Origin of the sequence: Methylobacterium sp. C1 (assembly GCF_001854385.1) — a bacterium.
Classification (GTDB): Bacteria; Pseudomonadota; Alphaproteobacteria; order Rhizobiales; family Beijerinckiaceae; genus Methylobacterium; species Methylobacterium radiotolerans.
In genome coordinates, this window is sequence record NZ_CP017640.1 from 1,063,270 (window position 1) to 1,089,336 (window position 26,067).

Here is a 26,067-nt window from a genome sequence, read left to right on the forward strand (position 1 = left end):
TGTCCTCCCTACAGGAACGGTGTTCCGGCCCCGTCCCAGGCGAGGCCGAGATGGGCCGCCACGGTGGCGCCGATATCCGCGAAGGTCTCGCGCCGCCCGATCGGTCGGGCGGCCACGCCGGGGCCGAAGGCCAAGACCGGGACCTGTTCGCGGGTGTGATCGGTCCCGGTCCAGGTCGGGTCGTTGCCGTGGTCGGCCGTGATGACCGCGAGGTCGCCCGGTGCCAGCGCCGCCAGGATCTCGGGGATCCGGGCGTCGAACGCCTCCAGCTCCGCGGCGTAGCCCGGCACGTCGCGGCGGTGGCCGTGCTCCGTGTCGAAATCGACGAGGTTGACGAAGATCAGGCCTCCCTCCGGCAGCGTCGCCAGCGCGTCGAGCCCCGCCGTCACGCAGGCCGCGTTCGGGCCCGGCTTGATTTCGCGGCCTGTGGCGCGGTGGGCGAAGATGTCGCCGATCTTGCCGACGCTCACGACCGCGCGACCGGCCGCCTCGGCGCGGTCGAGCAGCGTGCGCCCGGGCGGGGCGACGGCGAGATCCTTGCGGTTGCCGGTCCGGCGAAAGCCCGCCTCCGGCGAGCCCACGAAGGGCCGGGCGATCACCCGGCAGACGCGGTAGGGGTCGCACAGGCGGCGCGCCACGCGGCACAGGTCGTAGAGCCGCTCCAGCCCGAACGCCTCCTCGTGGGCGGCGATCTGGAACACGCTGTCGGCCGAGGTGTAGCAGATCGGCCGGCCGGTCCGGAGGTGCTCGGCGCCCAGCGCGTCGATGATCGCGACGCCCGGCGCGTGGCAATCGCCGAGGATGCCCGGGAGGTCGCCCTCGGCGACGAGCGCGCGGGTCAGCTCCGGCGGGAAGGCCGGCCGCGTATCGGGAAAATGCCCCCAGGGCTCGGTCAGGGGCAGGCCGGCGATCTCCCAGTGACCGGAGGGCGTGTCCTTGCCGGCGGCCGTCTCCACCGCGTGGCCGTAGACGCCGCGCGGCGGGCCGACCGGGGTGAGGTTCGGCGGGATGCGGCCCGAGGCCCCGGCGGCCGCCAGGCCGAGCCCGAGTTCGGCGAGGTGGGGCAGGCGCAGGGGACCCGCGCGCAGCCCCGCCCGGTCGCCGCGGCCCTCCGCGCAGCGCTCGGCGATGTGCCCCAGCGTGTCGGACCCGGCATCGCCGTAGCGGTCCGCGTCCGGGGCCCCGCCGACGCCCACGGAATCGAGGACGATGATGAGGGCGCGCGCCACGGTCAGGCGGACTCCAGCTCGGCGGCCGCGTCGCTCTCGAGGGCGAAGGCGGCCTTGAACAGGGCGCGGGTGTAGGGGGTCCGGGGATTCGCGAAGATCGTCTCCGCGGCGCCCTCCTCGACCACGTGGCCGTTCTGCATGACGATCACGTAGTTGGCGAGCGCCCGCACCACCTTCAGGTCGTGGCTGATGAACAGGTAGGCGAGTCCCCGCTCGCGCTGGAGGTCGCGCAGCAGGGTCACGATCTGTGCCTGGACCGAGCGATCGAGGGCCGAGGTCGGCTCGTCGAGGACGACGAAGCGGGGGTTGAGCACCATCGCCCGGGCGATGGCGATGCGCTGGCGCTGGCCACCGGAGAACTCGTGCGGGTACCGGTCCATGGCGGCCGGATCGAGCCCGACATCGGTCAGTGCCTTGGCGACCACGGCCCGGCGCTCCGCCCGCGAGCGCGCGGCGCCCTGCACCACCAGCCCCTCGGCCACGATGTCGGCCACCGACATGCGAGGCGACAGCGAGCCGTAGGGATCCTGGAAGACCACCTGCATGTCCTTCCGCAGCGGGCGCATCTGCGCCACGCCGTAGCCGTCGATCGCCTGGCCGAGGAAGACGATCGGCCCCTCCGAGCCCGTGAGCCGCAAGAGGGCGAGGCCGAGGGTCGTCTTGCCCGAGCCGGACTCGCCGACGACGCCGATGGTCTCGCCGGTCCGGACCCGCAGGGAGACGCCGTCCACGGCCCTGACATGGCCGGTAACGCGCCGGAGCAGGCCCGACTTCAGCGGGAACCAGACCTTCAGGGGGCCGGCCTCCAGGAGCGGCGCGGCGTCGGCCGGGACGGGGTTGGCCCGGCCCTTGGGCTCGGACGCGATCAGGCGGCGCGTGTACTCGTGCTGCGGGTCCGCGAAGACGGCCTTGGTGGCGCCGGCCTCCACGATCCTGCCCTTCAGCATCACGCAGACGCGGTCGGCGATGCGCTCGACGATGCTGAGATCGTGGGTGATGAACAGCATCGCCATGCCGAGGCGCTTCTGCAGGTCGGCGAGCAGCGCCAGGATCTGCGCCTGCACGGTCACGTCGAGGGCCGTGGTCGGCTCGTCGGCGACCAGGAGGTCGGGCTCGCAGGCGAGCGCCATGGCGATCATCACGCGCTGGCGCTGGCCGCCGGAGAGCTCGTGCGGGTAGGCGCCCATGCGCCGCTCGGCGTCGCGCAGGCCCACGAGTTCCAGAAGTTCCAGGATCCGCCGGCGGGCCGCCTTGCCGGTGAGGCCGCGGTGCAGGCCGAGCACCTCGCCGATCTGCCGCTCGATCGTGTGGAGCGGGTTCAGCGAGGTCATCGGCTCCTGGAACACCATGGTGATGTCGGCGCCGCGCACGTCCCGCATCGCCCGCTCGGGCAGCCGTGCGAGGTCGCGGCCCGCGAACAGGATCCGCCCGTCCTGACGGGCCGCGGGGTCGAGGAGGCGCAGGATCGCCAGCGCCGTCACCGACTTGCCGGACCCCGATTCGCCCACGAGCGCGACGGTCTCGCCCCGGCGGATGGTGAAGGAGACGCCGTCGACCGCCACGGTCTCGCCCTCCCGCGCGCGGAACGCCACGGAGAGGTCCTCGACGGCGAGGAGCGGCTGGGGATCGGCCTCTGACATGAGCCCCTTATAGCGCGCCCGGCCCCGGACCCTAGTCCGCGCGGACGCCGCACGGGGTCGAGCGGGGAGGGCCGCGCGGACAGAGCCGGCCGGACGGATCCGCCGGCAGCCTCGGAAGATCGGCTCGGCGCCCTGCGGCGCCGCGGAGCTACCGCACGGGCGCCCCGGGATCGATCGCCGGCAGCTCGTTCGCCGGGAGCCCCGTTCCCGCCTGGGCCTGCGGCCCTGCGGCGCCACGGGCGCGGTTCGCGAGGGCCACGGTCAGGCGCTCGGCGGTCTCGGGCTGCATCACCGCCAGCACCTCGGACATCTTCCGGGGGTTCATGGCCAGCACGATCGGGACCAGCACGTCGAGCCCGAGCCGGTCGAACACCCGGGCGGCGTCCTTGGGCTTCATCGCCTCGTACATCGTGACGATGTTCTTCAGGCCCTGCTTCTCGGCCTCCTCCTTGGCCTTCGCGGCGGCGTCGACCTTGTCCTCGGCCTTCTTGAGGTCGCCGAGGCCGGTCTCGAGCTTGCGCTCGGCCTCGCCCAGCATCTTCTCGCGCAGCTCCAGCTCGTCGCTCTTCTGGCGCAGGGCGTCGCGCCGGGCGCCGAGCTTCTCGAGGAGCAGGCGTTCGGTCGGCGAGGCCGGGCTCCCGGCCGCGGGCGATCCGGGCCGCGGCGGGGGCGGCTCCGGCGCCTTCTCGGTCGCGGCGGCCGGCGCCTCCTTGGCGCCCACCGATCCGGTCGTCACCGGGTCGAAGGGCTCGTAGCCGGTGCGCGCCCGGGCGACCGCGCGCCCGTACTCCGGCAGCGCGGCGCTCTCCGGCAGGCCGGCCTGCAGCAGGCTGAGCAGCTTGAGCACGAGCAGCCCGCCGGCCGCGAGCGCCACGGCGTCGATGAGGCGCAGCCGAAACTGCCGGACGGGCTTCCGGCGCGCGCGCCGCTCCGGCGTCGCGGCGCGGCGTATCCTCTCCTCGGGATCCGGCTTCGGCGGCGGGATCTTCGGGGCCTTGACCCCGGTCACGCGGCGCGCGCCCGGACGCGGGCGAGGGCGCGCTCGCTCATGGCGAGGGCCGCCGCGGCCGCCACGCCGAGGCGCTCCCCGTTCGGACCGGCGTGCTCCGGCCGGCGCTCGGCCGGGATCTCCGGCGCGCGCGTCGGCTCGGGGACGGCCTGCGGCGCGGGCCTCGGCTCCGGCGCGGGCTCGGGACGGACCGGCACGGCGCGCATCTGCGCCACGATGGCGCCGATGCGGGTGATCACGCCCTCGCCGGCCTCGACCTGCAGCCGCAGCTCGCCGGCGCGGATCGTCGCGGTCTCCAGGCTCGCATTCAGGGTGCGGTCGCCCTCGTCGATCGCCGCCCGCAGGCCCGCAATCGCCCGCTCGGCCGTTCCGGTCGCGACCATCAGGTCCCCGATGGTCTGGCGGAGCGCGGCCTCGTCGCCCTTCATCTGACCGATGCGGCGCGAGAGCCGGAGGGACGTGACGATGGTCGCCGCCAGGAGGACGGCGACCAGGATGTCGGCCGCGAGGGTGACGAAGAGACTCATGACCGGACCCTCATCGGCACTAGCTGTCCGAGCGGTTGTTCATCGAGGCCTCGTAGGCCTGGATCGTCGTGCGGGAGCGGCGCAGCGGCCGGGTGACCTGGACGGCGATATGCCCGTCGACCCGGCCGATCCGCCCCTGGGTGAGCGCCCAGTCGCCGCAGCGCACGGTGATGAGGTCCGAGGGCTTGGCGTCGAACATCAGCGTCTCGCCGACCTTCAGGCTCATGACCTGCTTCAGCGGCAGCATCATCTCGTGCAGCACCGCGTCCATGGTCACGTCGGCCTGCCAGATCTCGGTGGCGAGGTGACCCTCCCAGACGTGGTCGCGGCCGAGCTTCTCGCCCATGAAGCTCTGGGTCAGGAGCTCCCGGATCGGCTCGATCGTCGCGTAGGGGAACAGGATCTGCAGCATGCCGCCGCGCCCATCGACGTCGAGGCGCAGGCTGATCAGGATCGCGGCGTTGCCCGGCCGCGTGATGGTGGCGAAGCGCGGGTTGGTCTCGATCCGGTCGATGCCGAAGCTCACGGGCGAGAGCGGCTGGAACGACATCTCCAGGTCGCCAAGCACGATCTCCACGAGGCGGCGCACCAGCGTCATCTCGATGGCGGTGAAGGGCCGCCCGTCGAGGCGGCTCGACGAGCCGCCGCGCTTGCCGCCGAGCAGCAGGTCGAAGGTCGCGTAGGCGAGGTTCGAGTCGACCGTGACGAGGCCGGAGTTCTCCCACTGCTCGGCCCGGAACACGCCGAGCAGCGTCGGCAGCGGGATCGCGTTCAGGTAGTCGCCGAAGCGCACCGAGGTGATGTTGTCGAGGGTCACCTCGACGTTGTCCTGGAACAGGTTGCGCAGGGAGGTCGACAGCAACCGGATCATCCGGTCGAAGACGATCTCCAGCATCGGCAGGCGTTCGTACTGGACGACGCCCGAATCGACGATGGCCTGCACGCCACCGGCCCCGGAGGCCGAGAGCTCGCGCATGGAGAAGCCGAGGACGCCGTCGATCTCGTCCTGGTTCAGCACCCGGTCGTTGCCGGCGAGTTCGGGGAGGTTGTCGCTCTCCCCGTCCTCGATCATCGTCGCCCATTCGGCGGCGACGTCGCCCGCGTTGCGCGTGGTGCCCTGCTCGGCGAGCGCCGCGCCCCATTCCTCGGCCAGCGACGTGTCGCCGCCCTCGGCACCCTGCTCCAGGAGTGCTGCCGACCAGTCGTCCTCGGGGAGTTCGTCCTCGGGTTCCATCAGGCGTGCTCGATCGGGGCCCGGCGCGGCGCGGCGCTCGAGGAGAGGACCGGAATCGCGGGCGCGCTCACTGGACGATCACGTCCTTGAACAGCACCGCGTCGACCTTGGCGGGGTACAGGGCGATGTTGACCCGGCGCAGCAGCTCCTCGCGCAGCCGGAACAGGCCCACCGAGTTCGTGATGTCGCTGGCGCGCAGCTCGCGCATGTAGACCTGCAGCGCGTCCTCGACCCGGGGCATCAGAGGCCGCACCTCCTCCTCGACCTTGGCGTCCTTCAGCTCCAGGGAAATCCGGACCTTCGCGAACCGGCCCTTGTCCTGCGGCAGCTCGGGCGAGAGGTTGAGGAGCATCTCGCGCACGTCGACGAAGACCACGGGCTTCTTGCCCTCCGGGCCGGCGCCCTTGGCGTCGCCGCCGCCGTGCCCCCCGCCGTGGTCGCCGCCCTGCGCGGCTTGCTTGCTGTCGCCGCGGCCCATCATCACGAACGCGCCAGCGCCGGCGCCGCCCACGACCAGGACCGCGACGGCCACCATGATCATGAGCTTCTTCTTGCCCTTCGGGGCGCCCTCGGCTCCGGTCTCGCCTTCCTCGGCGGAGGCCTTCTTCGGCTTCTTGGCCATGGAATAATGCTCTCTCGCGGGAGACTGCGCGCCAGGTACACCTGGATATCGGAGCATCACGGTTAACGCGCCGTTAAGGAGGCAATTCCTGCCGGGTCAGGTTTGCCGCGGCGCAGCCCCGGCGCGGCCGGAAGTCCCCGGCAAAGCTAATCAAGTCTCTGTCACAGCGATAGAATTTGCCGCGATTGAGGTTGGCACAGCGGATGCTGAATGGATCGTTGCCGCCTCCGCGGCCCGCGAGTCCCAGAGTCCACGATGCAGAATGCCCTCTTCGTCGGCGTGTCGAGTCAGATGGCGCTCCAGCGCGAGCTGGACGTGATCGCCAACAACATGGCGAACGTCTCGACCACGGGCTTCAAGGCGCGCAACACCCGCTTCGAGGAGTACCTCATGCCGGTGGCCAGCGCGGACTCGTTCGCCCGGCCCGACCGGCGCCTGTCCTACGTCATCGACCAGGGCACCACCCTCGACCTCGGGCAGGGCCCGATCGAGCAGACCGGCAACCCGCTCAACGTGGCGGTCAAGGGCGCGGCCTTCATCGCCGTGCAGTCCCCCCAGGGCGAGCGCTACACCCGGAACGGCGCCTTCGAACTCGACGCGCAGGGCACGCTCGTCACCAGCGACGGCTACAAGGTCGTGGGCGAGGGGGGGCCGATCAGCATCAACCCGCAGGAGACCGGCCTCGCCATCGGGCCCGACGGCACCGTCTCGACCAATCTCGGCATCCGCGGGCGGATCAAGCTCGTGACCTTCGCCAACCCGCAGCGGCTGACCAACGAGGGGGCCAACCTCTACGCCTCGCCGGAGCCCGCGCGCGCCGCCGGGATCGACGGGCGCCTCGAGCCCGAGTCGCTGGAGCGCTCCAACGTCCGCCCGGTGATCGAGATGACCCGGCTCATGGACGTGAACCGGTCCTACGCCATGGTGTCGAGCATGATCTCGCGCCTCGACGACCTGCGGGGCACGGCGATCCGCCGCCTCGCCGACGTCGCCTGAGGAGGCCTGACCGATGCGCGCCCTCTACTCCGCCGCCACCGGCATGGCGGCCCAGGAACTCAACGTCCAGGTCATCTCCAACAACATCGCGAACCTGCGCACCACCGGCTACAAGCGCCAGCAGGTGCACTTCCAGGATCTGCTCTATCAGAACCTGCGCCGGGCCGGCGCCTCGACCTCGCAGCAGAACACCCAGCTCCCGGCCGGGCTCAGCCTCGGCTCGGGCGTGAAGACCACCTCGACGGCCCGCGTGATGTCGCAGGGGACGCTCTCCTCGACCGAGAAGGATTACGACGTCGCGATCCGCGGCGACGGGTTCTTCCGGGTGACGCTGCCGGACGGCCGCACCGCCTATTCCCGCGACGGCTCCTTCGACCTCTCGGCCCAGGGCCAGCTCGTCACCCGCGACGGCTACCTGCTCGATCCGGCGATCACCGTGCCGCAGAACGCGACGTCCGTGACGATCAGCGCCACGGGCGCCGTGCAGGCGAACATCCCGGGCCAGACGGCGCCGCAGGCGCTGGGCCAGTTCCAGCTGTCGCGCTTCGTCAACAAGGTCGGCCTCGAGTCGATCGGCGACAACCTGTTCGTCGAGACCGCCGCCTCCGGACAGGCGATCAGCGGCCTGCCGGGCGCCGACGGCTTCGGCAACCTCCAGCAGAGCTACCTGGAGGAGGCGAACGTGAACGCCGTCACGGAGATCTCGTCCCTGATCGCCGCGCAGCGCGCCTACGAGATGAACTCGAAGGTCGTCACCGCCGCCGACCAGATGCTCTCCACCACCACGCAGATGTTCCGCAGCTAACCGCGCGACCCGCACCCCGCTTCAGGCCCCTGACCATGTATGCCGGCATGCATCCCGACCCGCTCGATCCCGATTTCGAGACCCTCGACCTGCCCCGCGTCGCCGCGGGGGACGGGGACGACATCAGCCCGATCGTCCGGCGCGTCCCGCCGCGGGTGATGCCCCTCGGCGGCGCCGTCATCCTGCGCGCGGTGCTGGCCTTCCTGACCTTCGCGGTCCTCGGCGCCCTGGCGATCCCCGCCATGGCGCGGGCGGACGTCCTGCGGCTGCGCGGCGACGTCACCGCCCGCGGCGACGTCCTGACTCTGGCCGATCTCGTCGAGGGCGCACCCGATCGCCTCTCCACGCGCCCCCTGTTCCGCGCGCCCGCCCTCGGCGCCACCGGGACGATCCAGACCCGTCGCATCCTCGACGCGGCGTCCGCCCTGGGCCTCACCGGCCTGGAGACCGGCGGTCGGCTGCAGATCGCCGTGCAGCGCGCCGCCCGCCGCCTCGGCCCGCCGGAGATCGAGGCGGCGCTCAAGCGCGGCCTCGAGGCCGGCTACGGGCTCAACGTGCGCAACATCGCGGTTCGCTTCGACGGGGACGGCCCGACCCTGCTGGCGCCGGTGGACCTCGAAGGGCAGGCCGTGGCCCTGGACCTGACCTACGACCCGCGGACGCGCCGCGTCGCGGGCCTCGTCAGCCTCGGCGAGCGGCAGGCGTCGCTGCGCGTCTCCGGCGTGGTCATGGAGCTGCGCGAGGTCGCGGTGCTCACCCGGAACCTCAACCGCGGCGAGCCGGTGAAGGAGGGCGACGTCGCCCTGGAGCAGCGCCCGCGCGACTCCGTCGCGCCCGACGCGCAGGGGAGCGTGACGACCATCCTCGGCGAGGTCGCCCAGAACACGCTGATGGCCGGCACCGTGCTGCGGGTCACCGACACGGCTCCGCCCGAGCTGGTGGCGCGCGGCGAGACCGTGACCATCGTGTACGAGACGCCGAGCATCAGCCTGTCGATGCGCGGCCTGTCGAACGATTCCGGCCGCATGGGCGCCGTCGTCAACGTCGTCAACGTCGCCTCCAAGAAGATCCTGCAGGCCACCGTGATCGGCCCCGGCCGGGTCTCGGTGAGCCCCAGCCCCGCGGCTCAGCAGGCCGCCGCCGCCCCGGTCCAGGCGACCGCGTCCCTGCGCTGACCGCCCGCCCTGCACGCGTCGAAGAGTGATTGCCCGATGGCCCGTCGCACCGTCCTGAACCCGCTCGCCGCCGCTCTGATCGCCGGCGCGCTCGGGGCCTGCAACACCGCCGACCGCCTCTCGCAGGTCGGCGCGACCCCGGCGCTGTCGGCGATCGAGGACCCGACGGCGCAGCCGGGCTACAAGCCGGTGCGGATGCCGATGCCGGACGTGCAGCCGGTCTCCTACGCCCCGAACTCGCTGTGGCGCACGGGCTCCCGCGCGTTCTTCAAGGATCAGCGTGCCGCCAAGCTCGGCGACATCCTGACCGTGAAGGTCAAGGTCACCGACCAGGCGAACATCAGCAACGAGACCAAGCGCTCCCGGGCCAACACCGAGAGCTTCGGCCTGCCCAACGCCCTGGGCCTGGAGAACAACACGGTCGGCAAGTCCTTCGGCGTCGGCAGCACCGCGCTGCTCTCCGCCACCTCGGCCACCGCCAATGACGGGGCCGGGTCGGTCCAGCGCACCGAATCCGTCACCACGAACGTCGCCGCGGTGGTGACCCAGGTCCTGCCCAACGGCAACCTCGTGGTCGAGGGCAAGCAGGAGATCCGGGTCAACTTCGAGGTGCGCGAGATGATCGTCGCCGGCGTGGTGCGGCCCGAGGACATCGAGTCCGACAACACCATCGACTCGGCCAAGATCGCCCAGGCCCGCATCGCCTACGGCGGCCGGGGCCAGATCACCGACGTGCAGCAGCCGCGCTACGGCCAGCAGATCGTCGACATCCTGCTGCCGTTCTGAGGCCCCTCAACCCGGCTCCTCCGGCTCCGGCCCGCGCGTGACGTCGAGGCCGGAACCGGCGCCGGGGGGCGGCCCGACCTTGACCGGCGTGCCGGTCCGGGCCGCCTCGTAGATCGCCTCCATCAGGACCTGGTCCTGCAGCCCCTCCTCGCCGGGCGTGCGCGGCCGCAGGTTCTCCTGGATGCACCGCGCGAAATGGTCCAGCTCCAGGGCGAACTGGTTCTTCGGGCTCAGGACCTTCTCGTCCCGGGCGGCGTTCTTGCCGTCGCGGTGGCCGACATAGAGACGCTGGCCCTGGTAGGCGAAGGCGTTCTGGAGATCGACGGAGGCGGTACCGGTGTGCAGGGTCAGGCTCCGCGCCTCGTAGACCCCGTAGCTCGACAGGCACTGGGCGATCACGCCGGACGGGAAGTGGAGGGTGAAGCTCGCCGTCTCCTCGACCTCGCGGTACTTGGGATCGTCCGGCGGCGAGTGGATCTGGGCCTGGATCAGGTTCGGCTCCTCGCCGAGCACCGCGCGGGCGGTGTTCAGGCAGTAGAGCCCGATATCCGGCAGGGATCCGCCGCCCGCCAGCGCCTTCCGCAGGCGCCACTGCTCCGGCAGTCCCGTGGTCTGGCCGTTGAACGCCTGGATCAGCCGGGGCCGGCCGAACTCGCCCGAGCGGGCGAGCTTGATCACGGCCCGGTTGTGGGGCTCGTACTGGCACCGGTAGGCGATCATCAGCTTGACGCCGGCCTTCGCGCAGGCCGCGATCATCTCCCGGCACTCGTCCGAGTTCACGGCCATCGGCTTCTCGCAGAGGACCTGCTTGCCGGCCGCCGCGGCCGCCACGACGTTGTCCCGGTGCACGCCGTTCGGCGTGACGATGTAGACCGCCTGGACATCGGGGTTGGCCTTCAGGCGGTCCCACGCGTCGTAGCCGTAGACGGCGTCCTCCGGCAGCCCGTACTGCCGCGCCACGAGCTTCGCCTTGTCGGGTGAGCCCGACATCACCGCCGCGAGACGGGCGCGCTTGGTCTCGCCGAAGGCCGGCAGGATCTCGTCGAGGCTCAGGCGCCCGAGACCCACGACGCAGTAGCCGACGCGCTGGGCCGGCGGCTGCGGCGCCGGGCTCGGGGCGGGCGGCCTGTCGCCCGGCCCGCGCCAGTTCGGGAACATCACCCGTCCGCCCTGAACGGCGCCGGTATCGGCGGGAACCGAGGGGCCAGGCGGGGCGGCCTGCGCGCCGCCGCCCACCGCGGCGCCGGCCAGGGCGCCTCCGGCCGCGAGGAGAGTGCGTCGTGAGAGCCGGGTGTCGTCCGCCATGTGCCTCGCCGTGTTGCCGGATCGGGAGGGCCGCGCCCGGGGCGCCGCCCGCGCCGGGAACCGCCGGGTGGCGGGACCGCGCGCCCTCAGTGAACGCGACCCGGCTCCGGGCTGTTTCCGTCGAGCAGCGCGGCGCGCAGACGCGCCACCTCCGCCTCGCTGGCGGCGAGCCGGCGCGCGATCGCCTCGGGCTCCGTCGCCGCGCGGGTCTCGGCGAAGCCGAGGCCGACCGACTCGCCCGACCGCCAGGCCACGAAGGCGCGCCGAGCCTCGCCGCGACAGGGGATGAACAGCTCGACGCAGTCGGAGAGCACGGCTTCCGCCGGCAGCCGGACTCGCGCCCCGTCGAGGGACACGTCGCGGACCGTGCAGTCGATCTCCGGCAGGAAGGCCGCGACGCGCAGCCGACCGCCCAGGCAGACGCGGCGTCGGGCAGTACGGCGGCGCTCGGGCACGATCGCTTGACCCTGATGGTTCCGGTTGCGGGGACAACCACCATCCAGCCTGGACGAGCCCCGCCCGTCCACTTTAACCGCGCGTTTACCTTAACGCCGGGCTCAGGCGGGCGGCGGCGGGTCGGGCGCCTCGACCTCGCCGCGGCGCTGCAGCTGCAGGGCGACGAACCAGCACAGGGAGGCCCAGGCGGCGCCGATGCACCAGCCGGCCAGGACATCGCTCGGCCAGTGCACGCCGAGATAGATGCGGCTGATGCCGACGAGGAGCGTCACGCTCACCCCGAGCGCGAGGACCAGCGCCTTGGCGCGGCGGTTGCGCTCGACACGGGCGATCAGCGTCGCCAGGGTCAGGTAGGCGATCGCCGACATCGTGGCGTGGCCGCTCGGGAAGCTCGCCGTGAACACCTCCATGCCGTGGGGCACGAGGTCCGGCCGCGGCCGATGGTAGAAGATCTTCAGCACCGTCGAGACCAGCTCGCCGCTGCCCACCGCGGCGAGGACGTAGAGGCCGATGCGCCGGCGCCCGGACACGCCGAGATAGGCCGCCACCGCGCAGGTCAGGAACAGCACGGTGAAGACGCTGCCGAGCCCGGTGATGTCGCGCATCGATTCCTCGAGCCAGGGCGGCCCGATCGGGTCGGCGAGATCGGCGGGGTTGCGCAGGGCGAGCAGGATCCGCCGGTCGAGGGCCGCGGTGGAGCCCTCGCCGACCTCGTGCGCGAGGTAGAAGAAGCCGTAACCGAGGATGCTCAGGCAGAGCAGGGCGACGAGGGGGCCGACCTCGTTCAGGCGCAACCGCAGCCACACTGCCAGGGCGGGCTCGATCAGCCGGTTCTGCCGCAGGTTGCCCGGCGCCCTCATGCTGCCGTCCTCCGGCGCGCGTCGATGACCATCAGGTATTCTCTCCGAAGGGCAGGCGGGCGACGGCGTCCCAGGGGCCGCCGCGGTAGCGCCAGAGCAGGGTGCCGGGCGCGGTGAAGCGGAACGGCGCGAACCCGGCCGAGAGGTCTGCGTGCAGTGCCCGGGCCGTGTCCGGCGACACCTTGTTCTGCACCGTGACGTGCGGGCGCCAGCCCTGCCGATCCTGGGCGGTCAGGTGGGCGGCGAATTCCTGTGCGAGACGGGCCCGGAACCGCGCCAACGCGTCGGAGTCGAGCGCGTAGGCGACGCCGCGGCCGGTGAAGCGCAGGCCGGTCACCGCGACCTCCGGCGGCGGCACCGTGCGGGCGAGGGCGGTGATCGCCTCGATCACGCCCCGCTCCCGATCCCCCGGCAGGTGGTGGAACAGCGTCGCGTGCGCCGGGATGCGGTTCAGGGCTTCGGGGAAGTGGCGCCGCCGCTCGCCGTCGAACCGCGCGAAGGTCGGTTCGTCGAAGGCGAGCGTCAGGATCAGGGGGTCCGCGTCGATCATCGGGGCCAGATGGCGCCCGCGGGTCTCAGGTCCAGTACAGGATCCGCGCTGCCGGCAGGTCGCGGGCGAGGCACGCGGTGAGATGGGCGCGCATGGCCTGCATCAGGGGCTTCGGGAAGACGTGCTTCACCGAGCCGAACTTCGTGCGCTTCTCGACGCGCTCCGCCTCGTCGAGGGGCAGGTCCGAGCCGGGATACCAGCCGCGCAGCACCGCCTTCGAGCCCGGCGTGAACCGGTGGGTGATGAGTTCGGCGGTGAGATCCAGATCGGGCACGCCGGCCAGCGCGTCGGCGGCGGCGCGGATCAGTCCGGCATAGGCGCCCTCCCAGTCCGGGACGGGCAGGATCGGCGCGACGGTGAGGCCGACCGGATAGCCGGCCCGCGCCGCCGCCGCCATGGCGGCGAGCCGCGCGTCGAGGGGATCGGTGCCGCCCTCGTAATGCGCGGCCGCCCGCGGATTGACTGAGAAGCGGATGCGCGTGCGCCGGTTGTGCGGCAGGTCGAGGAGCGGCTCGACCGCGGCGAACTTGGTGGTGAAGCGCAGCTGCACCGGCGCGTCCCAGGCGCCGAAATGCCGGATCGCCGCCGAGAGCGAGCCGGTGAGGTGCTCGATGCCGAGGGGATCGGTGTAGCAGGACGCCTCGAAGGTGGTCCCCTCCTGGGCCCGCTCGGCGGAGGCCGAGGTCACCGCGCCGCGCCCCGCGTAGTCCGCGAGGCTGCCGAGAATCGCCGCCAGATTGGCGTAGGCGCGGGTCACCGGCGGCCCGGACAGCGAGCCCGCGAGGTAGCAGTACTGGCAGTGGGCTGGGCAGCCCTCGGCGAGGTCGAAGCGCCAGTCGGCCGAGGGCGGGATCGGCTGCAGCCGCAGCTTGGTCGGCGGCGCGACCGTGAGCGCGAGGGTCGCCTTGGCGGCCGCGTAGGCCCGGCGAGGATCCGCCTCGCGCGGGCTCGGCAGGCGGTTCGACGGCAGCCGCTCCACCGGCAGGCCCAGCGCCTCGGCGCGGGCCAGCATGGCTCGCCCGTGAGCGTGCTCGAGGGCAGCGGGCATCACCAGCACCCGGCGCGGGCGCCACAGGCGCGCCGGGCGATCGGGCGCCGGGCCCGGGCGCTCCGGGCGATCGCGGGTCTCAACGGCCGGGGCGGGCGAGGGCGGCATGCCTGACGAACGCGCGGTGCCGGCACCGGGTCCGGCCTAGTCGCCCGGTCGCGGTGCGGCTAAAGCACCGTCATGGCTGCAGGCAGGGAGAGCGTACATGTCGGCCGCGACGGCTGGTTATTCCTCACCGGAGGGACCAACCGGGTCATGGACCGGTATCGCGGCGGCCTGCGGCACTGGCTGCTGCTGCGCGGCTGGACGCGGCTGATCAGGGCCCGCGCGCGGCGGGCCGAGGGCCTCGGCATCCGCTGCCTCCACGTGATCGTGCCGGAGAAGCTGTCGGTCTACGACGACAAGACCGACGGCCTGCGCTACGCCCCCGGCAAGGCCTCGACCCGGCGGCTGGCCCGGAGCCTCGCCCGGGACCCGGCCTATCTCGATCTCCTCGCCCCGCTCCGCGCCGCCCGGAACGGACCGGTGCCGCTCTACCTGCGCACCGACACCCACTGGACGGCGCAGGGCTGCCTGCTGGCCTACCGCGAGATCATGCGGGCGCTCGGGGCGATCCCGCCGGCCGATATCGGCGCGCGTCCGGGCATCGTCTCGGACCAGCTGATGGACCTCGGCGAGAAGCTGCCCGATCGGCCGCGCGAGCGCCTGGAGCGGTTCATGCTGCAGCGCGACGCGACGCGGGTGGAGACCGGGCCGCTGCTCGCCGCCTACGAGGCGGAGGGGCGCGACCGGGAGGTGCATGTCGGCGCGCATGTCGTCTACCGGAACGCGTCAGCGACGGCCGATCCGCGCCGGCTCGTCCTGTTCGGCGATTCCTGCGCCCATTTCGACCCGTTCCTGCTGACCGGGCTGCTCGCCGAGAGCTTCAGCGAGGTGCACTTCGTCTGGTCGTCGAGCCTCGACTGGGCCTATATCGAGCGGGTCCGGGCCGACATCCTGCTGTTCGAGCTGGCCGAGCGCTTCCTCGCCAAGCTGCCGAAGGACGATTTCGACGTGGCCGTCGCCGGCCAGCGCGGGACCGGCGGCCGCCTCGCGAAGCTCCGGACCGGCGGCCTCGCCGCCGTCGGACGCGGGGCGCCGCCTCAGTAGATCGCCGGATCCAGACGGGCGAAGTCGGCGACGCTCGCCGCCTGGTACTTCGCGAAGGATTCCGGCGCGCACGCGATGCCGATCATCAGGACGAGGAGCGTCGCGAGGCACGCGAGCGTCGCGGTGACCACGTCGGCGTGGCGCCGCAGGGCGTGGATCACCAGGCACCCGAACGTGAACAGGGCCGCCTCGGCGACGGGCACCAGCGCGAACGACATCACTTCACCTCCATCGATCCCCACCGGGTCGGGCAGCTGCGGCACGCGCACGGCGACGGGTGGGTGACGCGACAGATGGCCGAGTTTGCTGCACCGCAACAGACGGGCGGGCGCAGGCCTGCCTTGCGTGGCGTTCGCGGGCTACCGGGGACCGCCCGAGGGCGGCGCGGCCCCGGATCGACGTGGCGCGTCGCGCGCCGCTCCGCACGCGCCTTCACACCGGCCGCGCGAAGCCCATCTGGTCGGATAATTCGAGCAAGCGGAGACGACGATGGGCCTCCTCGTGGACGGCATCTGGTGCGACCAGTGGTACGACACCGCCGCGACGGGCGGCCGCTTCGAGCGCAAGGCCTCCGTCTTTCGCAACTGGGTCACCGCCGACGGGTCGCCCGGTCCATCCGGCGCGGGCGGCTTCCGCGGCGCGCCGGGGCGCTACCACCTCTACGTGTCCCTGGCCTGCCCCTGGGCGCACCGCACGCTGATCGGCCGCGCCTTGAAGGGGCTGGAGGACGCGATCTCGGTCTCGGTGGTCGACCCGCACATGGGCGCGGAGGGCTGGGTCTTCGGCGACACGCCGGGCGCGACGCCGGACCCGATCCACGGCGCCCGGCGCCTCTACGAGGTCTACCTGGCGGCGGATCCGTCCTACAGCGGCCGCGTCACCGTCCCGACCCTCTGGGACCGGGAGCGCGCCACCATCGTGTCGAACGAATCCGCCGAGATCCTGCGGATGCTGAACGACGCCTTCGGAGGGACCGGCCCCGACCTCTATCCGCCGGACCTGCGCGCCGAGATCGACGCCGTGAACGCCCGCGTCTACGACCGCGTGAACAACGGGGTCTACAAGGCGGGCTTCGCGACGAAGCAGGAGGCCTACGCCCAGGCCTTCGAGGCCCTGTTCGCCGAACTCGACGCGCTGGAGGCGCGCCTCGACCGGAGCCGCTACCTCTGCGGGGAGCGGCTGACCGAGGCCGACATCCGGCTGTTCACCACCCTGGTGCGGTTCGACGCCGTTTATGTCGGGCACTTCAAGTGCAACAAGCGCCGGATCACCGACTACCCGAACCTGTCGAACTATCTCCGCGACCTCTACGCGTTGCCCGGCGTCGCGCCGACCGTGAACCTCACCCACATCAAGCGGCACTATTACGAGAGCCATCCGACCATCAATCCGACGGGAATCGTGCCCCTCGGGCCGGAGCTGGACTTCGCCGCGCCGAACGATCGGGCCCTGCGGTTCGCGGGCTAGGGCCGGCCCCGATCGTGCTGCGACGGCCTGCAAGACCGGCCTCTCCGGTCCGGACGGCCGCGACATGCCCCCTCTCCCCTGCGGGAGCGGGGGATCCGCGCGTCGTTCCGCCCGGCGGGCCCCCGACTCACCCGCCGTCGAGCCGGTTCTCGGGCGGAGACCCTCGACGGCAGTCGCCGCGCGCCTAGTTCGGCTCTCAACCGGAGGATGCCCGACACGCCATGACCGACCGCCTGCGCCTCGCGCTGCTCTGCGCCCTCGTCAGCCTGCCCTCCGCGGCCCACGCCCAGGCGGCGCTGCGGCTGGAGGGGACCTGCGAGAAGCTCGTCATCGGCACGCAGGACCTGAGCCGTGCCTGCAGCAACGTCCTGACGAACGCGGTCAGCCGCAACCGCACGAGCTTCGACTTCACCACCGCCGACGGCCAGACCCTCAGCTTCAGCGGCAACGGCGCCCAGCAGGAAGCCACCGAGGAGACCGATCCGCTGCAGCCGATCAACGTCGTCACCACGGGCAAGGACGGTGCCCCGATCCTCGCGATCGGCGCCTGCCGCTTCTCGACACCGGAGCCCGGGCGCACCGCGATCACCTGCGAGGCCAGCACCGCCGACGGGCGCCCCTTCGCCGGCACGTTCGTGACCGCCGCCAAGGCGGCGGCGGGAGCGCCGGCCGCCGCGCCGCCGCGCTGAGGATACCGGTCTATGGGCTGGTCAGATCGGGGCGGAAGCCCCATTTAAGGGGCTCCACGAAAAAGGTTCCGAAGCCAGACCGATGCTCAACGACACCCTCGCCGCGGGCGGTGCCCCGGCCGGCGACACCGGCTCCCTCATCAAGGACACGACCACGGCGAGCTTCCGTCAGGATGTCATCGCCGAGTCGATGCACCGGCCGGTCCTGGTCGACTTCTGGGCGCCCTGGTGCGGGCCGTGCAAGCAGCTCACGCCGGTTCTGGAGAAGGTGGTCCGGGAGGCCGCGGGCGCGGTCGTCCTGGCCAAGATGAACATCGACGAGCATCCCTCGATCGCCGGTCAGCTCGGCATCCAGTCGATCCCGGCGGTGATCGTCTTCCAGAAGGGCCAGCCGGTCGACGGCTTCATGGGCGCGGTTCCGGAGAGCCAGATCAAGGAGCTGATCGGGCGCGTGGCCGGCCCGCAGCAGGATCCGCTGGAGGCGGCCCTCGCCGACGCGGCCGCCCTGATCCAGGAGGGCGACCTCGCCGGCGCCGCCGAGATCTACGCGGCCGTGCTGGAGCAGCAGCCCGACAACGTCACCGCGCTGGCCGGCCTCGCGAAGATGCAGCTCGACGCGGGCGAGATCGAGAACGCCAAGCGCGTGCTGGCGATGGTTCCGGAGGCGAAGGCCGGCGACCCGGCGCTCGTCGGCATCCGCGCCGCCCTGGAACTCGCCGAGCAGGCCGCGTCGCTGGGCGATCTCGCGGGCCTGCAGCGGGAGGTCGAGGCGAACCCCGACGCCCATCAGGCGCGGTTCGACCTCGCGCTCGGGCTCGCCGCCCGGGGTGAGCGCGGCCAGGCCGTCGATCACCTGATCGAGCTGCGCAAGCGCGACAAGGACTGGAACGAGGACGGGGCGCGCAAGCAGCTGCTGCAGTTCTTCGAGGCCTGGGGTGTGATGGACCCGGACACGATCCGCGGCCGCCGCAAGCTCTCGGCGCTTCTATTCTCGTGAGGCACCGGCTCGCACCCCGGCCCACCGATCGGCCCCTCTGGGAGGCGCCATGAGCACCCATGCGAGCTACAAGGGCCCTGCGGACTGCCCTCCCGTCATCCCGGTCTTCCCGCTGTCCGGCGCGCTGCTGCTGCCGCGGGGACAGATGCCGCTGAACATCTTCGAGCCGCGCTACCTCGCGATGGTCGACGATGCCATGCGCACCGACCGGATCATCGGCATGATCCAGCCCGATCCCGAAGGTTCGAGCGGGGCGAACCCGAAGCTCTACCGCGTCGGCTGCGCGGGCCGCGTGACCCAGTACGCCGAGACCGGCGACGGTCGGTACCTGATCTCGCTCACCGGCGTCACCCGGTTCCGGGTCGAGAGCGAGCTGGCCTCGATCGGCCCCTATCGCCGCTGCCACGTCTCCTACGACGAGTTCGCGGTGGACTTCGAGCCGCGGGCGGGCGAGGAGCAGGTCGACCGTGACGGCGTCCTCAAGGCGCTGCGCGATTTCGTGGAGTCGAACGACCTCAAGGTGGACTGGGCCGGGATCGACGAGGCGCCCGACGAGGCGCTGGTCAACGCCCTGTGCATGATGAGCCCGTTCGGGGTGCGCGAGAAGCAGGCGATGCTGGAGGCTCCCGACCTGAAGACCCGGGCCGAGATCCTGATCGCGGTCACGCAGATGGAACTGGTTCGCGGCTCGGGCCCCGAGTCGCCGATGCAATAGGTTGCCTCACCGATGTCCAACGATCTCACCGCCCCCGTCGAGGCGACCCGCGTCGACCCGAAGCTCCTGGAGATCCTCGTCTGCCCGCTGACCAAGGGCACCCTCGAATACGATTCGGCCCGGCAGGAGCTGATCAGCCGCTCGGCGAAGCTCGCCTACCCGATCCGCGACGGGATCCCGATCATGCTGCCCGAGGAAGCCCGTCCGCTGATTGACTGAGCGCCACCGGCCGCTCCGGCCGTCGCGCGGCGGAGCGGCCTGACACGACGCGCGGGACGGGCGGGGGACTGGAATGCTGCCCGCGCCCGCTGGCAGATCCGAACGCGGCCGGCCCGGACCTTCCGATGCTATTTCGCCGAGAGCCTATTCGGCCTCCGGCGCCCGGGGCACGCCCGCGGAGAGGGGATCAGGAACAGTTCGAAGGCGCTCGTCCGCGGGCCCGGCGGCTCCGGTCCTCCCCGTTGAGATGCTGGGCTACCTCCGCGCGTGTCCGTGATGAGCGGAGACCTGGACGGCCCGATCGCCAGATCAGGCGACAGCATCGGCGGCGTCGAGCTTGACCATTCTTCGCGGGCTCCTCAGCCGTAATCTATCTTGAACAGGCGGGAGGCGGCCATACTCTTGCCGCTTCCATCGTTCAGCGTCGGGTCATCCTCGATCGATGATTGTGACCGTGCACGCCGCTCCGGGCGGCGCTCGCTTCGCTGAAAGATTGCATCGCATGATTAAGCTGACCGCGGTCGCGGCTCTCGCCGCCGGCCTGTCCCTCCCGACGTGCCTGCCCGCCAGCGCGGGGCCGAGCACGCATAACGGGCGGTGGTCGGTGGAGCTCGTGACGGAGAGCGGCCTGTGCAGCGCCCGCTACACCTACGCGCTCGCCATCCGCGAGGGGCAGGTGCAGCTCATTTCCGGCAGCGCCGGGGCGCAGGTGAACGGCCACGTGCGGCCCGACGGCAGCGTCGGCATCACCGTCAGCAACGGGACGGCGAGCGGCACCGGCACCGGGCGGCTCCAGGCCGGCAGCGGCGCCGGCACTTGGAAGGTCTCGTCCCTGTGCTCCGGTCACTGGACCGCGCGGCGCAGCGACACCCGCACCGCGCAGGCCGATTGAGGTCGCTCAGGCCGCCGCGGCGAGCCAGCTGCGCGCCTCGTCGATGCGGGCGCGCTCGAATACCTTGATCTGGGTCGGCGAGACGAAGTTGAAGGTCTCGGCGAGCGCCTTCAGCCAGGGAGCGTCCGTGACCAGGGCGACGTGGCTGACGCTCTTCATCATCGAGAACCCGAAGCGCGGGTCCTTGAAGAAGGCCGCCGGCTCCATGCCCTCGAAGGCGCGGATATCCTCGAGCAGCTTGATCTTGCCGCCCTTGTCGAGGTCGGCCTTCATCGCGGTCATCGCCGCGTTCATCTCCTCGTCGGTGATCTTCCCGTCGACCACGATCTCGGCGACATTCGAATCCGGCGTCTTGGTGTAGGTCAGCACTGATCGCTCCTCCGGGAACCGCACGCGTCCCGTAGCCGGTCTCCGACCAGGGTCCGCCGCCCGTGACCTGAGCCATACCCGATCGCGGGACGAACCGGTATGGCCCCGGACCCTCGCTCTGACGTGCCTCCCGAAGGCGAACCGGCGTTCACAAGGCCGGGAGGTCCGCGAAGTCTCCTACAAAAAGCTCTGCGGGTCGACATCGATGGCGACCCGCACGTTGCCCCGCACCTTCGGGCCCCGGGCGATCCAGGCGCGCAGGTAGGCCTGGAGATCGACGTTGCGCTCGGTCTTCACGAGCAGCCGGAAGCGGTAGCGGCCGCGCACCAGGGCGAGCGGCGCCTCGGCGGGCCCCAGCACCATCACGCCCTCCGGCGGCTCGGCGGCGCGGGCCAAGGCCTGACCGTGCGCCTCCGCGACCTCGCGCTCGCTCGCCGAGACGATCAGGGCCGCGAGCCGCCCGAAGGGCGGCAGGCCGGCCGCCTCGCGGGCCTGGATCTCCTCCGCGTAGAAGCGCTCGGCGTCGCCCGAGAGGAGCGCCGCGATCACCGGGTGGTCCGGCTGGTAGGTCTGGACCAGGGCGCGCCCGGGCTTTTCGCCGCGTCCGGCGCGCCCGGTGACCTGCTGGAGCAGCTGGAAAGTCCGCTCGGCTGCCCGCGGGTCGCCCGATGTCAGGCCGATATCGGCGTCGAGGACGCCGACCAGGGTCAGGAACGGGAAGTTGTGGCCCTTGGCCACGAGCTGCGTGCCGATCACGACGTCGCACTCGCCCGCCGCCACGGCGTCGAGTTCCTGGCGCAGACGCTCGGCGCCGCCGGGGAAGTCGCTCGACAGGACGACGATGCGCCGGTCGGGGAACATCTCGGCGGCCTCTTCGGCGATCCGCTCGACGCCGGGCCCGCACGCGGTGAGATTGTCGAAGGTCCCGCACTCGGTGCAGGCCTCCGGCCGGCGCTCCGCGTAGCCGCACTGGTGGCAGACCAGCGCCCGGCGGAACCGGTGCTCCACGAGCCAGGTCGAGCAGTTCTTGCACTGGTAGCGGTGGCCGCAGGCCCGGCAGAGGGTCAGCGGCGCGTAGCCCCGGCGGTTGAGGAACAGCAGCGCCTGCTCGCCGCGCTCCAGGGTGTTCTTCACGGCGTTGACCAGCGGCGGGCTCAGGAAGCGGCCCCGCTCGGGCTGGTCGAGGCGCATGTCGATGGCGGCGATGTCGGGCAGGCGCCGCCCGCCGAAGCGCTCGGGGAGCAGGACGTGCCGGTAGCGCCCCCGCGCGGCGTTGACGCGGGTCTCGATGGCGGGCGTCGCCGAGGTCAGGACGACCGGGCAGCCCTCGAGGCGCCCCCGCACGACCGCCATGTCGCGGGCGTGGTAATGGACGCCGTCCTCCTGCTTGTAGGCGGTCTCGTGCTCCTCATCGACCACGATCAGGCCGAGCCGCGCGAAGGGCAGGAACAGGGCCGAGCGCGCGCCGACCACGACGAGCGCCTCGCCCTCGGCCACGGCGGCGCGCAGGCGCTCGCGCCGCCTGCCGCCGATCCCCGAATGCCACGCGGCCGGCCGGACCCCGAACCGCGCGGCGAACCGGTCGAGGAACTGCGCCGTCAGGGCGATCTCGGGCATCAGGATCAGTGCTTGGCGCCCGGCGCGGATGCAGGCCGCCACCGCCTCGAAGTAGACCTCGGTCTTGCCCGAGCCGGTGACGCCCTCCAGCAGGACCGGGCGGAGATCGTCGGCTTCCTGCGGCTGCGGCCGGTCCCACGGGAAGGGCGCGACGAGGGCCGACACGGCCTCGGCCTGCGCGGGCGAGAGCGGCGCCCGCGGGAAGTCCGGGTCGGGCCGCGGCGCGACCGGCTCGGGCTCAACCGCCACGGTCTCGAGGACGCCGTCATCGATCAGCCCGTCGACCACCGAGAGCGAGACGCCGGCCTCCTTGGCGAGCGCGCTCTTGCCGCGCAGGGCGCCGTCGGCCGCCGCGGCGAGCACCTTGGTGCGGGCCGGAGTCGGCCGGGACGGGGGCTTGTCGGTGAGGCGCACGGCGACCCGGGCGGTCTCGCCGGCCGCCGCCTCGTCGGGCAGCCGCAGCACCATGGCCAGCGCCGAGCCCTTGGGCGCCAGCGTGTAGCGGGCGATCCAGTCGACGAGGCTGCGCAGCGGGTCCGAGAGGGGCGGGTAGGGCAGGCGGCCGGTCACCGGCCGGAGGTTCGAGCCGCCGGGCGTCTCGGCGACGCCCCAGACGACCCCGACGATCTCGCGCGGGCCGAGCGGCACCTGCACCACGTCGCCCGCGGCGAGGTCGAGCCCGGCCGACGCCACGTAGCTGTAGGGCGTATCGAGGGCGAGCGGGATCAGGATCTCGGCGACGACGGGCATGCGGGGCTTTTCGGGCGGGTCCGTTCCGGGTCCGTACCATAGGCGCGGGAAAAGAACCCGCCGCTTCAGCGATCCCGCAGCGCCGGCACGAGCGGCAGGGCCGCGAGACTCAGCGCCGCCATGGCCCAGAAGGCCGGTGCGCCGAACGCGCCGTACAGAGCCCCGGAGGCCAGGGTCGCCGCGACCCCTGAGAGGCCGAGGCCCAGCGTCCCGTAGAGCGCCAGCGCGGTCGTCCTGAGATCGGCCGGCGTCGACGCCTCGATGAGCCTCAGGCAGGCGAGGTGCAGGAGGGCGAAGCTCAGCCCGTGCAGGGACTCGGCGGCGGCGAGCCACGGGATCGCGGTCGTGGATCCCAGCACCGCCCAGCGCAGGGCCCCCGCGCAGGCCGCCACCGCGACGCCGGCCGCGGGGCCGATCCGCGCCAGCAGGGGCGGCCCGACCAGCAGGAACACCAGGACCTCGGCGGCCACCGAGACCGACCAGAGCAGGCCGGCGGTGGTCGCCGCGATCCCGGCGGACCGCCACAGGATCATGGCGAAGCCGTCGTGCATCGCGTGCGCGCCGATCACCAGGCCGGCGACGAGCACCGTGCGGCGGAAGCGCGGCAGGGCGACCAGGGCGGCGAAGCCGTGCCACGGCGCCCCGGCCCGAGCCGCGACGCCCGGGCCGGCGGGCAGGGCCAGGGCCGCCGCGCCGGCGGCCAGGAACAGGCTGCCGCTCGCCACGAGGGCGGCGGCGAGGCCGTAGAGGCCGATCAGCCAGCCGGCCGCGGCTGTGCCGGCGATGAACGCGGCCGAGCCCGCGCCGCGGACCCAGCCGTACTGGAACGCCGCACCGCCCCGTGCGGCGGCCAGCGCGAGCGCGTCGGCGAGGGGCGCCGGGGCCGCGGTGCCCGCCGCGTAGAGGAGCGCCGGACCGATCAATTGCGCTAGCCCGGCGCCGGGCAGGTGCGCCAGGGCGCTGAGCCCGGCCAGCGCGAGACTCGCTGCCAGGACGGATCGGCCGGCCCGGTGGCGGTCGGCGAAGGCGCCGGCCAGGGGCCCGATCCCGAGGCGCAGGGCGCCCGCGGCCGCGAGGAGGAGACCGATCTCGCCGGGTGTCAGACCGCGCGCGGCGAGGAAGCCCGGCAGCACCGGCGACAGGACGCCGTAGGCGCCGTAGAGCGCCGCGTACAGGGCGAGAAACCGGGCGAGCCCGCCGCGCCGTTCCGCGCTGCTCCCCTCGGCCCTCATCGGGATGTTCGCACCGGACGGGTCTTCACCCCGTCATTCCGCGCGGGGGACGGCCTGCCCGGGACGACGGCGCCCGGAGCGAGTCCTCGAGCAAAGTCCCGCACGCCACAGTCTCCCGCCCGGACGGGCGGAGCCTAGCATTGCGGGACGGGCCCGCGTCAGCGGCTCGGCACGGCGTTCTCAGCAGGGCCGGCGGACGGCGTAGCGGTAACGCCGTCCCTGCGCGTCGAGCAGCTCGCTGTCGGGCCCCTCCTGCCACACGACCTCGTCCTCTGGACCCGCCGCGTCGGTGAGGGTCGCCCCGCGGACGATGTCGAGGCTGAGTCCGAACCCGTAATTGGTGGCGGTCGCGTCCGTGATCGCGGCCGAGATGTCGGCCTCGTCGGGCAGGCAGGCGAACAGGACGCCGTCGGCGATGGCGAGGGTGTAGGTTTGCACGGATGGCCTCCAGGAGGCTCGAGGAGCGTGAACCGGCATGCGAGCGCCCGAACCTAGGCATCGCGGCCGCGATGTGAACCCATCCCACCGAAATGCTGCATTGCACCATTTCGTGAGCGCAAGCTCCGCGCAAGCCCGCCCCGCCGCGCCTCAGCGCCCGAGATGCCCGTCGAAGAAGCGCGCCATCTCGCCGAACACCTCCCGGGTCTCGGGCGCGTCCGGCGTGAACAGGTACTGGGCGTGGGACATGCCCTCGAACACCTGCAGCGACGCGTCGATCCCGGCGGCGCGCAGCTTCCGGTGGGTGCGCACCGTGTTCGACAGGAACAGGTCGCGGGTGCCGGTGACCAGGATCGCGGGCGGCAAGCCGGTGAAGTCGCCGTAGATCGGCGAGAGCTGCGGGTCCTTCAGGTCGCGGCCGGCGGCGTAGAGCTTCGCGGCCGGCGTCAGGTAGCCGGAATAGCTGACGAGGACGTTGTCGAGCCACTCGTTGGTCCGGTAGCTGTCGCCGGTCTCGGTCATGTCCGACCAGGGTGTTCCGAGGCCGATCGCCGCCGGCAGCGCCAGACCCTCGGCCTTGGCGCGCAGCATCAGGGCCAGGGTCATGCCGCCGCCCGTGGAAGTGCCGAAGACCGCCATATTCCCGGGCTTCTGCATGGACAGCATCGCCCGCCACACGGCGGTGGCGTCGTCCATGGCCGCCGGGTAGGGGGCATCCGGCGGCATGCGGTAATCGACCGAGATGACCTTGTAGCCGCCGAGGCCGGCCATCAGGATCGCCTCCAGCGTGCCGGCTTCGCCGGGATTGTAGACGTAGCCGCCGCCGTGGATGTGCAGGAGCAGCCGGTTGCGGTTCGCCTCGGGCATCTGCCGGGGCTGGACCACGAAGGCCTTCACGCCGCCGATCACCGCGGCCTCGCTGGTGACGCCGAGCTTCTCGCGCAGGGCCGGGAGGGTGGCGGCTCCGGCAGCAGCGAGTTTGTCGACCAGCGCCTTCCAGGCCGCGGCGTCCGGCGGGTTCGCGTTCCAGGCCGGCACGCGGTAGGGCGCCGCCACGGCGGTTCGGAACTGCGGGCTCGTCGTGTCGGGCACGGGCACGACCTTGGCCGGGACCGTCCGCGGACCCGGGGCGGCGTTGGCGGCACCCATCTCGGCTTCCAGTTGCTCGAAACCCGGAGCCGGCCTCTCCGCCGGCGCGGCCTGCCCGAAGGCGACCTGGGTGCCGCAGGCGATCATCAGCAGCGCGGACAGGCTCGAACGCATCTCGGTTCCTCCAGCGGCAGCCCGGCCT

28 protein-coding genes are annotated in these 26,067 nt (G+C 72.5%); 11 read left to right on the forward strand and 17 right to left on the reverse strand.

The window, feature by feature from the left end; genetic code table 11:
• Positions 1-8: 8 nt before the first annotated feature.
• From BKE41_RS04995 to fliL, 6 genes are all read right to left on the reverse strand, one after another.
• Positions 9-1,229, reverse strand: coding sequence for a phosphopentomutase (locus BKE41_RS04995; RefSeq protein ID WP_070998637.1), 1,221 nt, complete (start codon positions 1,227-1,229; stop codon positions 9-11).
• Between the two features lie 2 nt (positions 1,230-1,231).
• The gene (locus BKE41_RS05000; protein ID WP_070998639.1) at positions 1,232-2,869 is read right to left on the reverse strand and encodes an ABC transporter ATP-binding protein; all 1,638 of its coding nucleotides are present in this window, start codon (positions 2,867-2,869) and stop codon (positions 1,232-1,234) included.
• 148 nt (positions 2,870-3,017) lie between these two features.
• The gene (locus BKE41_RS05005) at positions 3,018-3,878 is read right to left on the reverse strand and encodes a hypothetical protein (protein WP_245295900.1); all 861 of its coding nucleotides are present in this window, start codon (positions 3,876-3,878) and stop codon (positions 3,018-3,020) included.
• Positions 3,875-4,405: a DUF6468 domain-containing protein gene (locus tag BKE41_RS05010; protein WP_012317822.1), complete on the reverse strand. Its 531-nt coding sequence runs from the start codon at positions 4,403-4,405 to the stop codon at positions 3,875-3,877. Before BKE41_RS05010 ends, BKE41_RS05005 begins: the two co-directional genes overlap by 4 nt.
• A gap of 19 nt (positions 4,406-4,424) precedes the next feature.
• Positions 4,425-5,642 (reverse strand): flagellar motor switch protein FliM, encoded by a 1,218-nt coding sequence (gene fliM, locus BKE41_RS05015; RefSeq protein WP_085985309.1) that lies wholly within the window; start codon positions 5,640-5,642, stop codon positions 4,425-4,427.
• A 64-nt stretch (positions 5,643-5,706) separates the two neighbouring features.
• Complete coding sequence (gene fliL / locus BKE41_RS05020) at positions 5,707-6,261, reverse strand: flagellar basal body-associated protein FliL (protein WP_012317824.1); 555 nt, start codon at positions 6,259-6,261, stop codon at positions 5,707-5,709.
• Positions 6,262-6,516: 255 nt separating this feature from the next.
• On the opposite strand from fliL, the gene flgF reads away from it, so the two are divergent.
• Genes flgF through flgH form a run of 4 tightly spaced genes read left to right on the forward strand, consistent with a single transcriptional unit; the run spans position 6,517 to position 10,023 of the window.
• Positions 6,517-7,257, forward strand: a complete 741-nt coding sequence (gene flgF, locus BKE41_RS05025) for a flagellar basal-body rod protein FlgF (protein WP_063110197.1) — start codon at positions 6,517-6,519, stop codon at positions 7,255-7,257.
• Positions 7,258-7,270: 13 nt separating this feature from the next.
• Complete coding sequence (gene flgG / locus BKE41_RS05030; RefSeq protein WP_024830946.1) at positions 7,271-8,062, forward strand: flagellar basal-body rod protein FlgG; 792 nt, start codon at positions 7,271-7,273, stop codon at positions 8,060-8,062.
• Positions 8,063-8,109: 47 nt separating this feature from the next.
• On the forward strand, positions 8,110-9,237 hold the full coding sequence (gene flgA, locus BKE41_RS05035) for a flagellar basal body P-ring formation chaperone FlgA (RefSeq protein ID WP_245295901.1): 1,128 nt from the start codon (positions 8,110-8,112) through the stop codon (positions 9,235-9,237).
• 36 nt (positions 9,238-9,273) lie between these two features.
• Positions 9,274-10,023, forward strand: coding sequence for a flagellar basal body L-ring protein FlgH (flgH, locus tag BKE41_RS05040; RefSeq protein ID WP_012317828.1), 750 nt, complete (start codon positions 9,274-9,276; stop codon positions 10,021-10,023).
• Positions 10,024-10,029: 6 nt separating this feature from the next.
• On the opposite strand, the gene BKE41_RS05045 is transcribed toward flgH, so the two are convergent.
• From BKE41_RS05045 to BKE41_RS05065, 5 genes are all read right to left on the reverse strand, one after another.
• Positions 10,030-11,328 (reverse strand): Gfo/Idh/MocA family oxidoreductase, encoded by a 1,299-nt coding sequence (locus tag BKE41_RS05045; RefSeq protein WP_012317829.1) that lies wholly within the window; start codon positions 11,326-11,328, stop codon positions 10,030-10,032.
• Between the two features lie 86 nt (positions 11,329-11,414).
• Positions 11,415-11,783, reverse strand: coding sequence for a PilZ domain-containing protein (locus tag BKE41_RS05050; protein ID WP_024830944.1), 369 nt, complete (start codon positions 11,781-11,783; stop codon positions 11,415-11,417).
• A 102-nt stretch (positions 11,784-11,885) separates the two neighbouring features.
• Positions 11,886-12,644, reverse strand: a complete 759-nt coding sequence (locus BKE41_RS05055; RefSeq protein WP_012317831.1) for a phosphatase PAP2 family protein — start codon at positions 12,642-12,644, stop codon at positions 11,886-11,888.
• A 31-nt stretch (positions 12,645-12,675) separates the two neighbouring features.
• On the reverse strand, positions 12,676-13,194 hold the full coding sequence (locus BKE41_RS05060) for a 2'-5' RNA ligase family protein (protein ID WP_012317832.1): 519 nt from the start codon (positions 13,192-13,194) through the stop codon (positions 12,676-12,678).
• A gap of 25 nt (positions 13,195-13,219) precedes the next feature.
• Positions 13,220-14,242 carry a spore photoproduct lyase family protein gene (locus tag BKE41_RS05065; RefSeq protein WP_085985332.1) on the reverse strand — a complete coding sequence of 341 codons (1,023 nt, stop codon included), beginning with the start codon at positions 14,240-14,242 and terminating at the stop codon, positions 13,220-13,222.
• Positions 14,243-14,422: 180 nt separating this feature from the next.
• Between BKE41_RS05065 and BKE41_RS05070 the strand changes: the two genes are divergently transcribed.
• Positions 14,423-15,391: a hypothetical protein gene (locus BKE41_RS05070; protein WP_043073196.1), complete on the forward strand. Its 969-nt coding sequence runs from the start codon at positions 14,423-14,425 to the stop codon at positions 15,389-15,391.
• Here BKE41_RS05070 and BKE41_RS05075 read toward each other — a convergent pair.
• A complete protein-coding gene (locus tag BKE41_RS05075; RefSeq protein WP_012317835.1) occupies positions 15,385-15,609 on the reverse strand; it encodes a hypothetical protein in 225 nt (74 codons plus the stop codon). The genes BKE41_RS05070 and BKE41_RS05075 overlap by 7 nt on opposite strands.
• Positions 15,610-15,880: 271 nt before the next feature.
• Here BKE41_RS05075 and BKE41_RS05080 point away from each other — a divergent pair, with 271 nt between their 5' ends.
• The 6 genes from BKE41_RS05080 (at position 15,881) to BKE41_RS05105 (ending at position 20,370) form a co-directional block, all read left to right on the forward strand.
• Positions 15,881-16,858 (forward strand): glutathione S-transferase family protein, encoded by a 978-nt coding sequence (locus BKE41_RS05080; protein ID WP_029360915.1) that lies wholly within the window; start codon positions 15,881-15,883, stop codon positions 16,856-16,858.
• A gap of 221 nt (positions 16,859-17,079) precedes the next feature.
• Positions 17,080-17,547 carry a hypothetical protein gene (locus BKE41_RS05085; RefSeq protein WP_012317837.1) on the forward strand — a complete coding sequence of 156 codons (468 nt, stop codon included), beginning with the start codon at positions 17,080-17,082 and terminating at the stop codon, positions 17,545-17,547.
• A gap of 82 nt (positions 17,548-17,629) precedes the next feature.
• Entirely contained in the window at positions 17,630-18,544 is a 915-nt protein-coding gene (trxA, locus tag BKE41_RS05090; RefSeq protein ID WP_012317838.1) for a thioredoxin, read from the forward strand.
• Between the two features lie 49 nt (positions 18,545-18,593).
• Positions 18,594-19,259 carry an LON peptidase substrate-binding domain-containing protein gene (locus BKE41_RS05095; protein WP_012317839.1) on the forward strand — a complete coding sequence of 222 codons (666 nt, stop codon included), beginning with the start codon at positions 18,594-18,596 and terminating at the stop codon, positions 19,257-19,259.
• Positions 19,260-19,271: 12 nt separating this feature from the next.
• Positions 19,272-19,478 carry a Trm112 family protein gene (locus BKE41_RS05100; protein WP_024830940.1) on the forward strand — a complete coding sequence of 69 codons (207 nt, stop codon included), beginning with the start codon at positions 19,272-19,274 and terminating at the stop codon, positions 19,476-19,478.
• Positions 19,479-19,980: 502 nt separating this feature from the next.
• Positions 19,981-20,370, forward strand: coding sequence for a hypothetical protein (locus BKE41_RS05105; RefSeq protein ID WP_012317841.1), 390 nt, complete (start codon positions 19,981-19,983; stop codon positions 20,368-20,370).
• A 6-nt stretch (positions 20,371-20,376) separates the two neighbouring features.
• Here the strand turns inward: BKE41_RS05105 and BKE41_RS05110 are convergent, their stop codons facing one another.
• The 5 genes from BKE41_RS05110 to BKE41_RS05130 all read right to left on the reverse strand — a co-directional run bounded on the left by BKE41_RS05110 (position 20,377) and on the right by BKE41_RS05130 (position 26,039).
• Entirely contained in the window at positions 20,377-20,739 is a 363-nt protein-coding gene (locus BKE41_RS05110; protein WP_012317842.1) for an STAS/SEC14 domain-containing protein, read from the reverse strand.
• 177 nt (positions 20,740-20,916) lie between these two features.
• Entirely contained in the window at positions 20,917-23,106 is a 2,190-nt protein-coding gene (locus BKE41_RS05115; protein ID WP_070998643.1) for a primosomal protein N', read from the reverse strand.
• 65 nt (positions 23,107-23,171) lie between these two features.
• Positions 23,172-24,338, reverse strand: a complete 1,167-nt coding sequence (locus BKE41_RS05120) for an MFS transporter (RefSeq protein ID WP_070998645.1) — start codon at positions 24,336-24,338, stop codon at positions 23,172-23,174.
• Between the two features lie 180 nt (positions 24,339-24,518).
• Positions 24,519-24,776, reverse strand: a complete 258-nt coding sequence (locus BKE41_RS05125) for a hypothetical protein (RefSeq protein WP_012317845.1) — start codon at positions 24,774-24,776, stop codon at positions 24,519-24,521.
• A 150-nt stretch (positions 24,777-24,926) separates the two neighbouring features.
• A complete protein-coding gene (locus BKE41_RS05130) occupies positions 24,927-26,039 on the reverse strand; it encodes an alpha/beta hydrolase (RefSeq protein ID WP_024830935.1) in 1,113 nt (370 codons plus the stop codon).
• Between the last annotated feature and the right edge of the window lie 28 nt (positions 26,040-26,067).

Bases quoted from the DNA above. Each gene is read 5' to 3' on its own strand.
- BKE41_RS05065 (WP_085985332.1), bottom strand. From the start codon at position 14,242: ATGCCCGCTGCCCTCGAGCACGCTCACGGGCGAGCCATGCTGGCCCGC.
- BKE41_RS05095 (WP_012317839.1), top strand. From the start codon at position 18,594: ATGAGCACCCATGCGAGCTACAAGGGCCCTGCGGACTGCCCTCCCGTC.
- trxA (WP_012317838.1), top strand. From the start codon at position 17,630: ATGCTCAACGACACCCTCGCCGCGGGCGGTGCCCCGGCCGGCGACACC.
- BKE41_RS05105 (WP_012317841.1), top strand. From the start codon at position 19,981: ATGATTAAGCTGACCGCGGTCGCGGCTCTCGCCGCCGGCCTGTCCCTC.
- flgA (WP_245295901.1), top strand. From the start codon at position 8,110: ATGCATCCCGACCCGCTCGATCCCGATTTCGAGACCCTCGACCTGCCC.
- BKE41_RS05075 (WP_012317835.1), bottom strand. From the start codon at position 15,609: ATGTCGTTCGCGCTGGTGCCCGTCGCCGAGGCGGCCCTGTTCACGTTC.
- fliL (WP_012317824.1), bottom strand. From the start codon at position 6,261: ATGGCCAAGAAGCCGAAGAAGGCCTCCGCCGAGGAAGGCGAGACCGGA.
- BKE41_RS05045 (WP_012317829.1), bottom strand. From the start codon at position 11,328: ATGGCGGACGACACCCGGCTCTCACGACGCACTCTCCTCGCGGCCGGA.
- BKE41_RS05000 (WP_070998639.1), bottom strand. From the start codon at position 2,869: ATGTCAGAGGCCGATCCCCAGCCGCTCCTCGCCGTCGAGGACCTCTCC.
- BKE41_RS05100 (WP_024830940.1), top strand. From the start codon at position 19,272: ATGTCCAACGATCTCACCGCCCCCGTCGAGGCGACCCGCGTCGACCCG.
- BKE41_RS05060 (WP_012317832.1), bottom strand. From the start codon at position 13,194: ATGATCGACGCGGACCCCCTGATCCTGACGCTCGCCTTCGACGAACCG.
- BKE41_RS05080 (WP_029360915.1), top strand. From the start codon at position 15,881: ATGGGCCTCCTCGTGGACGGCATCTGGTGCGACCAGTGGTACGACACC.
- BKE41_RS05130 (WP_024830935.1), bottom strand. From the start codon at position 26,039: ATGCGTTCGAGCCTGTCCGCGCTGCTGATGATCGCCTGCGGCACCCAG.
- flgH (WP_012317828.1), top strand. From the start codon at position 9,274: ATGGCCCGTCGCACCGTCCTGAACCCGCTCGCCGCCGCTCTGATCGCC.
- BKE41_RS05070 (WP_043073196.1), top strand. From the start codon at position 14,423: ATGGCTGCAGGCAGGGAGAGCGTACATGTCGGCCGCGACGGCTGGTTA.
- BKE41_RS05010 (WP_012317822.1), bottom strand. From the start codon at position 4,405: ATGAGTCTCTTCGTCACCCTCGCGGCCGACATCCTGGTCGCCGTCCTC.
- flgF (WP_063110197.1), top strand. From the start codon at position 6,517: ATGCAGAATGCCCTCTTCGTCGGCGTGTCGAGTCAGATGGCGCTCCAG.
- BKE41_RS05085 (WP_012317837.1), top strand. From the start codon at position 17,080: ATGACCGACCGCCTGCGCCTCGCGCTGCTCTGCGCCCTCGTCAGCCTG.
- BKE41_RS05115 (WP_070998643.1), bottom strand. From the start codon at position 23,106: ATGCCCGTCGTCGCCGAGATCCTGATCCCGCTCGCCCTCGATACGCCC.
- BKE41_RS05055 (WP_012317831.1), bottom strand. From the start codon at position 12,644: ATGAGGGCGCCGGGCAACCTGCGGCAGAACCGGCTGATCGAGCCCGCC.
- BKE41_RS05120 (WP_070998645.1), bottom strand. From the start codon at position 24,338: ATGAGGGCCGAGGGGAGCAGCGCGGAACGGCGCGGCGGGCTCGCCCGG.
- flgG (WP_024830946.1), top strand. From the start codon at position 7,271: ATGCGCGCCCTCTACTCCGCCGCCACCGGCATGGCGGCCCAGGAACTC.